General features: G+C 39.5%; 11 protein-coding genes. 4 read left to right on the top strand and 7 right to left on the bottom strand.

Going from position 1 to position 7,271, the window contains the following annotated elements:
* Positions 1 to 159: 159 nt before the first annotated feature.
* Positions 160 to 957, bottom strand: a complete 798-nt coding sequence (locus tag EPX21_RS17375; protein WP_134090956.1) for an SDR family oxidoreductase — start codon at positions 955 to 957, stop codon at positions 160 to 162.
* Positions 958 to 1,043: 86 nt separating this feature from the next.
* Between EPX21_RS17375 and EPX21_RS17370 the strand changes: the two genes are divergently transcribed.
* Entirely contained in the window at positions 1,044 to 1,385 is a 342-nt protein-coding gene (locus EPX21_RS17370; RefSeq protein WP_134090955.1) for a helix-turn-helix domain-containing protein, read from the top strand.
* Positions 1,386 to 1,426: 41 nt separating this feature from the next.
* Here the strand turns inward: EPX21_RS17370 and EPX21_RS17365 are convergent, their stop codons facing one another.
* From EPX21_RS17365 to EPX21_RS17345, 5 genes are all read right to left on the bottom strand, one after another.
* Complete coding sequence (locus EPX21_RS17365; RefSeq protein WP_134090954.1) at positions 1,427 to 2,302, bottom strand: aldo/keto reductase; 876 nt, start codon at positions 2,300 to 2,302, stop codon at positions 1,427 to 1,429.
* Positions 2,303 to 2,369: 67 nt separating this feature from the next.
* The gene (locus EPX21_RS17360; RefSeq protein ID WP_134090953.1) at positions 2,370 to 2,768 is read right to left on the bottom strand and encodes an AraC family transcriptional regulator; all 399 of its coding nucleotides are present in this window, start codon (positions 2,766 to 2,768) and stop codon (positions 2,370 to 2,372) included.
* Between the two features lie 24 nt (positions 2,769 to 2,792).
* Positions 2,793 to 3,353, bottom strand: coding sequence for a Crp/Fnr family transcriptional regulator (locus EPX21_RS17355; protein ID WP_134090952.1), 561 nt, complete (start codon positions 3,351 to 3,353; stop codon positions 2,793 to 2,795).
* A 101-nt stretch (positions 3,354 to 3,454) separates the two neighbouring features.
* Complete coding sequence (locus tag EPX21_RS17350) at positions 3,455 to 3,655, bottom strand: hypothetical protein (RefSeq protein WP_240768716.1); 201 nt, start codon at positions 3,653 to 3,655, stop codon at positions 3,455 to 3,457.
* A 53-nt stretch (positions 3,656 to 3,708) separates the two neighbouring features.
* Entirely contained in the window at positions 3,709 to 4,230 is a 522-nt protein-coding gene (locus EPX21_RS17345) for a DNA-3-methyladenine glycosylase I (RefSeq protein WP_240768715.1), read from the bottom strand.
* Positions 4,231 to 4,492: 262 nt separating this feature from the next.
* Here EPX21_RS17345 and EPX21_RS17340 point away from each other — a divergent pair, with 262 nt between their 5' ends.
* The gene (locus tag EPX21_RS17340) at positions 4,493 to 4,816 is read left to right on the top strand and encodes a PadR family transcriptional regulator (RefSeq protein WP_166670800.1); all 324 of its coding nucleotides are present in this window, start codon (positions 4,493 to 4,495) and stop codon (positions 4,814 to 4,816) included.
* 21 nt (positions 4,817 to 4,837) lie between these two features.
* On the top strand, positions 4,838 to 5,434 hold the full coding sequence (locus tag EPX21_RS17335; RefSeq protein WP_134090949.1) for a hypothetical protein: 597 nt from the start codon (positions 4,838 to 4,840) through the stop codon (positions 5,432 to 5,434).
* Between the two features lie 516 nt (positions 5,435 to 5,950).
* Here EPX21_RS17335 and EPX21_RS17330 read toward each other — a convergent pair.
* Positions 5,951 to 6,301: a molybdopterin-dependent oxidoreductase gene (locus tag EPX21_RS17330; protein WP_166670799.1), complete on the bottom strand. Its 351-nt coding sequence runs from the start codon at positions 6,299 to 6,301 to the stop codon at positions 5,951 to 5,953.
* Between the two features lie 254 nt (positions 6,302 to 6,555).
* Between EPX21_RS17330 and EPX21_RS17325 the strand changes: the two genes are divergently transcribed.
* On the top strand, positions 6,556 to 7,167 hold the full coding sequence (locus EPX21_RS17325; RefSeq protein WP_134090947.1) for a hypothetical protein: 612 nt from the start codon (positions 6,556 to 6,558) through the stop codon (positions 7,165 to 7,167).
* Positions 7,168 to 7,271 lie beyond the last annotated feature (104 nt).

The following is a 7,271-nucleotide window of genomic DNA, read 5'->3' as shown; positions in this document are numbered from 1 at the left end:
TGGAGCTTTTTATCCAAAGATATATTTCACGATCTATTCTCATTTCTTGTATTTATCCTTCAGAGTTCAAACTAACGATTTTTTTTTATTTAAAACTTTACCATACAAAGTTGCTTTAACTAAAAATGAAAGCGTTTACCATTTGGTAAAAAAGCATTTTTAGCTATTGAACAGTTGTAAAAAGAATTTTTTGTTTTCCTTTCTGAACTCTTCCGCACCAATTTCCAGACGTCTTCCATAAGCTTTTTTTGCATTACTCCCTGCCAGATAACGCAGTTGGTCTTTATTATCGGTTGCAGCTTCGTAAATCACTTCTGCAATCTGCTCGGGTTCGGTGTTCAAATTAAATCCGCTCAACATTTTGTCGATGGCATGATCATATGCAGGAAGCGAAGCAACCTCCGCCACATTAAAAAAATTCGATTTGGTTCCGCTCGGCGAAACGGTTTTCACACCAATATTAAACGGAGCCAATTCAATCGATAAGCTTTCGCTCCAACCTTCTAAGGCCCACTTTGTTGCGTGATAAACATTGCTAAACGGATGCGCCAACAGCCCAGCAATAGAGGTTACATTGATAAATAAACCACCTTTCTTTTCTCTGAAGTGCCGAATAAACGCTTGGGTAACGTACATCGTTCCTAGAAGATTGGTGTTGATCTGACGCTCAATCTGTTCATGGCTGAACGCTTCCATTGCACCAAACAAGGCGTAGCCAGCATTGTTCAGCACGACATCAATATTACCTAATGAAAGCGCTTTCTCGGTTGTCGACTGTATTTGTTCAACATCCGTAACTTCTAAGGGTAAAAGCGTTACATTTTCTAACAGCGTTAATTCCGTTTCTTTATCGGGGTTTCGCATGGTAGCAATCACATTCCATCCTTTTGATTGAAATAATAAGGCAGCTGCCTTTCCAATACCTGATGATGCACCTGTAATGAATACTGTTTTCATTTGAATCAATTTTTATTGTTTGCATTACAAACCTAACCGAAAAAAGATATACATTTGATACCTGTATCCAAAAGGATACCTGATCTATGACCAAGGAAGAAAAGCGATTTCAAGAGAAAATCAAAGCCATTCAGGACACTATGTTTGTGCTTGGCGGTAAATGGAAGTTACCAATTATTCTTTCTATCTACAGCGGAAATAAACGGTTTAACGATATTTCAAATGCCATTCCGAAAATAACCAATCGCGTGTTATCCAAAGAGTTAAAACATTTAGAAGAGAACCTATTGATTAAACGGACAGTCATTGATGACTATCCCGTTAGAATAGAATATGCCGTAACGGATTATGCTTTCGGTTTGGAGGAAGTTATAAAACCCATGGAAAGCTGGGGAAAAAAGCACAGGAAAAAGATTAGCGGAAAATGATCGAAAATCAATAAAATCCGCCAATTTTATAAAGTTCCAGTTTATCCCAAAAAGGCCATTTCTTCTTTTGAGAGTGAAATAGAAGCGGCAGCTACATTCTCTTCCAAATGTTTGATAGAAGTCGTTCCGGGAATCGGTAAAATCCATTCCGATTGGTGCAGAAGCCAAGCAATATTCAATTGAGCAACCGAAATGCCATGATTGTCTGCAACTTGTTGAAGTTTTTGCTGTTCGGTGGGAAGTGAGGTCTGCAATGAAAAAAACGGAATAAATGGAATACTCTTTTTCTCGCAAAGCTCCAGGACTTCGCCACCCTGAAAACCGAAAGGACTGCTTTTATCCGTAGTTCTTTGAGCGTAACTGTATAAATTCTCAACCGCTACGATTTCGGCTTTGTCAGTTGCAAACTCGAATTGTTCCACCGAAGCATTGGATAAACCCAAATGCAAAATTTTTCCCTCTTTTTGCATTTCCAGCATTGCCTCAAAAGATTCGCCGTAACTTCCCCCGCTTCCTAGTGCTTTACCGAAATGAACGAGCGGAAGCTGTTCGAGTTTTAATTCTTTCAAGTTGTTATCAATACTTTTCCTTAATTCTTCGGGTTTGCTGTATGGCTGCCAACTTTTATCATTTCCGCGAATTGACCCGACTTTTGTGGCAATAATCAAGTCTTGCGAATATGGATAAAAAGCATCCACTAACAATTTATTGGTTACCCCAGGTCCGTAAAAATCGGCAGTATCAAAGAAATTCACACCCAGATCATAGGCTTTTCTCAATAGTTTTACGGCTTCGTTGCGGTCGGAAGGTTCGCCCCAAAAATCCTGTCCTGTCAAACGCATTGTTCCGTAACCGGGCTTTCGGGCAATCAATGGACTTTGGGTGTTTTTCCCAATGATGATTTCCTGTCTATTCATAATTTCACATTATTTATTAATGCAAAATTAAAAAGCGGGGCAGGAAGAAAATGGTGATGTATTCAGATTAAATGGTAATGTGTTCAGTTTTTTTCCAAAAAACATCTTCCCGAAACTGTTTGGGTGTTTTTCCTGTATACCGTTTGAAAAACTTTGTGAAATTTGACGGGTCATAGGTCAATTGCATCGCAATGGAAGCGATATTCATCGTATTTTCGGCGAGCATTCGTTTGGCTGTTATCAGTATTTTTTCTTCAAACAAGGCACACGGACTACTTCCCGTAACCCATTTCACCGTATTACTTAGATGACGAGGCTGAACGTGCAGCGCAGCTGCAATATCTTCGATTTCCAACATTTTTTCGGTCTTTCCACTGACGAGTTCCGATAGATTTTTATCTACTTCTTTCAAAAAATCGTCAGCGATTTCCTGTTGTCTTACAGAAATTTTTTTAGGTATTTCCATTTTACGAAATTACAAAAATCCTCTTCAACGGATATTCTTCCTAATCCTGCTCAATGATTGTTGGGTAATTCCCAAATAAGAAGCGATGTAGGCAAGCGGAACCCGATTAGCGAGTGCCGGGAATTTTTCCAAAAATGCCAAATAACGGGTTGTGGCATTTTCCGAAACCAATGAACTTCTTCTATCCAACTTTTCGATCAACCCTTTTTGAAAGATCTTATTGACAATGCTATCCCAACCAACAATGGTATGCGAAAGCTCGTTCCAGTCGTGCTCAGAAAATACAAGCAGTTTACAATCCGTAACGGCTTGGATGTATTCCGTTAACGGCTCACCTTTGTAGGGATTTGCAAACAAGCGGTTTTCCTCCACAAAATACTTCGTAATTTCTTCACCTTTGTTGTTGTAATAGCAGATACGCAAAATGCCTTCCAACATAAAAACAACCTGGTTAAATAGCTTTCCCGCTTCTACCAGATAATCGTCTTTACGGAGTTCCAGTTTTTTGGCTTTGCCCGTAATCAGCTCAATTTGTTGTGGGTTCAGATTTCCAAATTGCAATAAAAAGTCGATCAGCTCTTTCATACTGCCAAATTAGCGAAATTGATTTTAGGAAGTTTTACCATTTGGTAAAAATCCATTCCACCAAAAACGACATAAGCTGAACCTGTAAAGTAACAGGCATCTTACCAGGGAATTTCGCCTGTCTCTGTGTTTATTTCTTCGCTAAAAAACTTTCCTGTTGGTCCATTCCGGTCAAGAAGTGCGTATTTCACGATACGCTTCCCTGCTTCTTCCACGGTACCGGTTCCAAGATGGTTTGTAAAATCCGTTTGCCGCTGATTCAAATTCGCGAATTGCAATAAAAAGTTTGTCAGCTCTTTCATTCTCCCATTTAGTAAATTGATTTAAGAAGATTTACCATTTGAAAAAAATCACGTTAATCGGTTAACCACATCGGCTTTTGTTGTAAGATATCCTGATGCACTGGGCAATTTTCATCGTGCGCTCCCCGAAGGTAACCGATGCTCATCAGAAACTCATTGACAATTTCACCGCCGGTAAATCGGAATGTTTTTTTAAATAATTTCACCCATTCTTCCTTGGTTTTCGGGTGATGCTGCTCCAACCACTTTTGAAAACTGCCGTAATCTTTTTGCAACTGCAGAATGGTTTTGGCGTTTTCGATCGCAGCATTTATTTTCAGTCTATTCCGGATAATTCCTGCATCGTTCAGCAAACGTTCGCGGTCTTGTTCCGTATAAGCAGCTATTTTTTTAATATCAAAATTATCATAAGCTTTCCGGAAACTTTCCTCCTTTTTAAGAATAGTTTCCCAACTCAGTCCGGCCTGGTTGATTTCCAAAATTAATCTTCCGAACAATTCATTATCATCGTGAATGGGAAAACCGTAATACTTGTCGTGATAACGTTGATGAAGACTGCGTCTCGGTTCTTTCATCAGGGGTATGTAATTGCAATAGCTCATTATTTTATGATTAATTCATTCCGTGGGATAATGTACAAAGATGTACACATTTTCAGCGAAAAATTTTGTGAAAACGGCAAAATCTGTTACCGTTTTGACAAGTGTAGTTTTTCCGCCGGATGGTGAATTACTTTTATCCGATTAAGACCAACTATCCCGATGTCCGATTCTCTGAACCGCCGAATAAATATAAAAAATACATTGTAATAGAATGTATTTTTTATATTTTTGCATTATGGAAAGTAAATACATAAGTAACTGGACATCACAATTGAAGAAAGGTGTGCTGCCATATTTGGTTTTGAGTATTGTGCAAGAAAGACCTTTTTACGGCTATGAACTTATAAAAAAGATCAACCAAGACTTTCACACCGACGTGACGGACGGGACGCTCTACCCAATTCTTATTAGAATGTATGACGAAAAAATCCTTAAATATGAGTGGGTAGAACAGTCCTCAGGCATTCCTAGAAAGTACTACGCCACCACAGAAAAAGGGACGGAAATTTTTGGTATAATGAGAAGTGTGATACAAAATTTACTGAACATAGAAAAATAGATTAATTTAATTTAAAGTGACATGATGCAAAAAATATCATTTACAGAACGAAATGCACAGCAAGTGTATGAACAGTTTTTATCAAATGTTTCAAACGTCATAAAAGACTTGCCAGATAAGGATCGGAATGAGATAGTAATGGAAATTAACAGCCACATTTATGAAGGCATGGAATCCATGGACAACGGTTCGGAAATAGACCGCATCCTGAGTATCACTTCTCAACTCGGAGATCCACATGAGTTTCTTAAACCGATTGTGACGGAGCGACAACTCGATGATGCTCTTAAAAAATTTAAGTTAGGTAAAATACTATCGATTATATATAAAAAGGCAAAAACGAGCGTCAATTACGCTATGTTCTTTATCTTATATCTTTTCAGCCTATGCACATTTTCCTTAATATTTTTTAAGCTATTCTTTCCGGCTAATACAGGGCTTTTTTATTCGGGCCAAAGGATCAAAGCCTTTGGGTTTGCCTTGAATATTTCCGGCACAACAGAGGTCTTGGGAGGTTGGTTTTATCTTGTTGTAATAGCAATTGTTTCGGTGTTCTACGGCATAATAACATTGCTCCTACGAGCTACGAGAAGAAGAACAAAGCACAATTTCGTCTAATCGATACCACCGTTTTTCAGGCACAAATGCGCATTGTCATGTTGTTGTTAATAGGTATTGGCATTTCCGTCCAACCGATCTATGCTCAAAAGATAATACTTTCAGGAAAAATTTTGTGTTCGGATGGATTATCTGCTCACGGCGTGAACATCACTCTTGTTGACGATAGAGGAGATATACATTTCATTTCCAATTCGGAAATTGGCGAAAAAGCCGGCAAAGCAGTTAGAAGGCAATATCAACTTTTTTTAACTACTGGTTTCGCAGGATATCGCTAAGTTCAGGGTAGCCGTTCTCAGAAATGTGCAAATTACGGCCCCTTATATGCACGAAGGTCGTTTGCCTCTCTAAAAGCCGTGTCGCAGCGTTATGCTCCGGCGTGGAATCCCTGCGCAACTGCACACCGGCTTCAGAAGGCAACAACAATTGGGAATTCCACTCATTAAGGAAGAACAGGTGTAAATAGTCGCCTTTTGAAGACCCTGACAGATATCGACTTCATCAATGACCGGCGCTTCAATAATCATTGATTTCCTTGTTTCTTGCATCCAGTACTTCGATACGGGTCACGCGCATGGCGCTACGTGCGGGCCTCTTATCCTGCGGAACGACCAGACGATAAGGTCCGAAATTGGGAGGAAGCTCTTCTCCGTCCATCTTATTTGCCAAAATTATCGTTTGATCCGTAAAGTCGGGATCTGTCTCTGGCAAAGCAATTACGGCCTGATAACCGTCGGCCGCCGAAACAAGCATAAACTTGCTTAGCGCTTTCCCTCTGAGCTGATGATTAGGTACGGCCTCTGCTTTCGTTAAAATGTCTACCTCACCACAGCCTCCTGCGCTAGCGTTGAGGCGCAAATGCTGCAAAACACCATGGATAGCAAAATCAGTATTCTATTTTTCATGATCATATTCAGTTAATATTGAAAATCAAATTCACGAAATAAATTCTTCCTGCTTCCGGGCCCCAAAACTTTCTCTCCTGCTTTTTCAATCCGAAGCTCGTTGTTATATTCGGTCTGTACTTCCATACCACGAAGATAAGAAATAGCAGTTATTAAGTTATTTCTGCATGAGAAACAACAAAGATTTTTACTTTTGCCGTCAAAACAAAAGAAGATATGAATAAGTTCGTGCCGATTAAATTTTTATTCTTTTCCCTGCTCACATCATTGCTCTTTACAGGTTGTGCCATGTTAAACCCCGCAACTCAGGCGGATGTATTAAAGAAGTACCATTACGATGTAGAGTCGGTATCTAATTTGAAAATTGCAGGAACGGCATTAGGCAATACAACATCCCGCAGCTCTTCGCTTATGTCCCTACCAGGCATAGCTGTAGGTTTATTATCAAAGAATTTGCCTTTGGAAGCAATTGTTAACATGAAAGTAAGCAATCCGACAGGTGAGGTTGCCAACATGGGGGCTTTCAAATACCTCATAGAAATACAAGGCAAACCGTTTTTTGAAGGTGCGGTAAACGACGCAATCAATTTAGGAAACGGACAAAGTACGGTTATTCCCCTCGCGTTCAAAGCAAACCTGTTTGGAGTAACCGACGAAAAAACCGGCGTTGAAAAATTGTTGAGTGACGTACTCACGCGCGAGGGAAATGGCTTTGTTGTATTAAAGATCAAACCGTCTGTAAAAATAGGTGGACATAACATTTATTATCCCGGTTATATAACAGTAGATAACGATCTGTTGAAAGGGATAAAAGGATCACTTAAATAAGCTTTCCGTCAATTAGGGTTAGTTGGATATACTGGCGCATACTGACCCCTCAAAATTGAATTAGATTTAGGGGTGTTTATTGCGTTTAAAGCCCATATCCGCCT

The sequence above is a fragment of the Olivibacter sp. XZL3 genome (assembly GCF_004368405.1).
Taxonomy (GTDB): domain Bacteria; phylum Bacteroidota; class Bacteroidia; order Sphingobacteriales; family Sphingobacteriaceae; genus Olivibacter.
This window is presented reverse-complemented; position numbering and strand designations above follow the sequence as displayed.